This is a genomic window from Vibrio sp. 1-Bac 57 (assembly GCF_037546855.1).
GTDB lineage: Bacteria > Pseudomonadota > Gammaproteobacteria > Enterobacterales > Psychromonadaceae > Psychromonas.
Map to the genome: position 1 here is coordinate 1 of NZ_JALAAC010000080.1, position 2,372 is coordinate 2,372.

The 2,372-nt window shown below is 41.8% G+C and carries 3 protein-coding genes; all 3 read left to right on the forward strand.

Annotated elements, in window-relative coordinates; genetic code table 11:
* Positions 1-81: 81 nt before the first annotated feature.
* Genes tnpA through tnpC form a run of 3 tightly spaced genes read left to right on the forward strand, consistent with a single transcriptional unit; the run spans position 82 to position 2,334 of the window.
* A complete protein-coding gene (gene tnpA / locus MT391_RS20520; RefSeq protein WP_499499935.1) occupies positions 82-405 on the forward strand; it encodes an IS66 family insertion sequence element accessory protein TnpA in 324 nt (107 codons plus the stop codon).
* Positions 402-761, forward strand: coding sequence for an IS66 family insertion sequence element accessory protein TnpB (gene tnpB, locus MT391_RS20525; protein WP_028870292.1), 360 nt, complete (start codon positions 402-404; stop codon positions 759-761). The genes tnpA and tnpB overlap by 4 nt, the downstream gene beginning before the upstream one ends.
* A gap of 34 nt (positions 762-795) precedes the next feature.
* Complete coding sequence (gene tnpC / locus MT391_RS20530) at positions 796-2,334, forward strand: IS66 family transposase (protein WP_028870291.1); 1,539 nt, start codon at positions 796-798, stop codon at positions 2,332-2,334.
* Positions 2,335-2,372 lie beyond the last annotated feature (38 nt).

Sequence of the window (2,372 nt, forward strand, 5' to 3'; positions counted from 1 at the left end):
GTAAGCGCAAATTAACCCCCACCTAAAATATTTCATCGATAACTGAGATCATGCCACTTTCATTTAACTGAGGTGGTAACTATGCAAGAGATACAACTAACCCAAAAACAGCAAGAATGGTTGCAGCATGCGCAGCAAGCTGAGCTTCAAGGCATATCAATGGTTGAATATGCGAAACGGCATCATTTGAATTTAAAGCTGTTTTATCACAATCGTGCGGTTTTGCGTCAAAAAGGAGCTTTACCTGAAACTGGAAATAATAAAAAGCTTGTCCCGGTTTCTCTTTCTGCAATACAAAGCGATACGTCAAAAGCCCTTTGCCGGATATCATTACCCAACGGTGTGGTTATTGAATTACCGAGCACTGAGCTCTCATCAATATTTACCTATGCGAGCCAATTATGATCAGACCAAGTAAGTCAATTTCTAATGTTTACCTTTGCCGTGAGCCAGTCGATTTTAGAAAGGCAATTAACGGACTCGCCGTTATCGTTGAGGAGACGCTATGCCTTGATCCATTTTCAGAGCAGTTATTTGTCTTTACCAACAAACGACGCGATAAAATAAAAATATTGGCGTGGGATAAAACAGGCTTTATTTTATGGCTAAAAACACTCGATAAGGCCCGTTTTAAATGGCCGTTAAAGGACAAAAATTCACTGATCACATTAAGTGGCGAACAGCTAAACTGGTTACTCGATGGCTATGATGTTTTTGCGATGAAACCCCATAAAACCTTACATTATGAGACGGTTTTATGATGCTTTTTTATACCACTTTGGTATAATATAAGTCATGAAAAACAAGTCAAAACAACTACCTACAGACATTGATACACTTCAGGCACTGTTGCTTGAAAAAGATAATGAAATAGGAAAACTGCAAAGCAAACTCGATAGTTTAATTGAGCAACTGCGCTTGGCTCGCCACCAACGATTTGGCACATCAAGTGAAAAACAAAACCCGCAACAAGGCGAACTCTTTGATGAAGCAGAATCACTTGTTGAAGAGGAAGACGCGCTGCAAACGGATGTTGTCACTATTCCAGGCTATGAGCGTAAAAAGGCAGGGCGTAAACCTCTTCCCGCTCATTTACCACGCATTGAAGTTGTCCACGACTTAGCTGATGATGAAAAAGAGTGCGCTTATGATGGTCATGCTTTACATAAAATTGGCGAAGAAATATCAGAGCAATTAGAAATCATCCCCGCCACGATACGTGTTATCAAAAACATCCGCATAAAGTACGGTTGCCGCGCTTGCGAACAGGGAATAAAAACAGCGAGTATGCCGAAACAAGCCATTCCGAAAAGCAATGCTACACCGGGGTTGCTGGCATATGTCGCCATTAGCAAATACCAGGATGCATTGCCTTTATATCGGCAAGAAAATATTTTTAAGCGTCATGGTATCGATATTCCCCGGGCAACACTTGCAAACTGGATGATAAAGGTGGGGACATTATTTATCCCGTTGGTTAACTTAATGCGAGACTATTTAGTCGGTCATCGACTGATACATTATGATGAAACCCGTTATCAAGTGTTGAATGAGCCAGGTAAAACAGCGCAATCACTCTCTTATATGTGGGTGGGTGTTGCGGGCGCTATTGGCCAACGTGTTATTTTATTTGATTACTCGCCCTCGAGAGCGGGTCATGTACCTGTTCAATTGCTTGATGGCTTTGATGGTTATCTTGTTACAGACGATTACTCAGGTTATAACGCGGCATGCAAAAAAGGTAATATAACGCGAGTCGGTTGTTGGGCGCATGCGCGTCGAAAATTCGATGAAGCACTGAAGGTTCAAAAGAAAAAGTCAGGCAAAGCACAGGTTGCAATTAACTATATCGCGAAGCTTTACCGAATTGAAACATCAATCAACGCACTGCCAGCAGAGCAAAAACAGCAAGCTCGTCAGGATAAATCTTCACCGATTATTGAAGAGATGCAAGTCTGGCTAGAAACGTCATTAACACAAGTTAACGTTACCTCTAAACTGGGTATCGCATTACGCTACCTCAATAATAATTGGGTGCGCTTAACGCGCTTCTTGGAGGACGGTATTATTCCGCTTGATAATAATGCGGCTGAAAATGCTATTCGCCCGTTTGTTGTTGGCCGCAAGAATTGGTTGCATTCGAACAGCGTCAAAGGAGCCAATGCAAGCGCCGCGATCTACAGTATGATTGAAACCGCGAAAGCCAATGAACTTGAGCCGTATGCTTACCTGTCATATATCATCAAAGAACTACCATTGGTTGAAACAATTGAGCAGTTTGAGAGTTTACTTCCATGGAATGTTAAAAATGAGCACTTAGCATACTGGCATTAATTCGTGCAGGTGGGTTAAATTTACGCTTACATTTCATC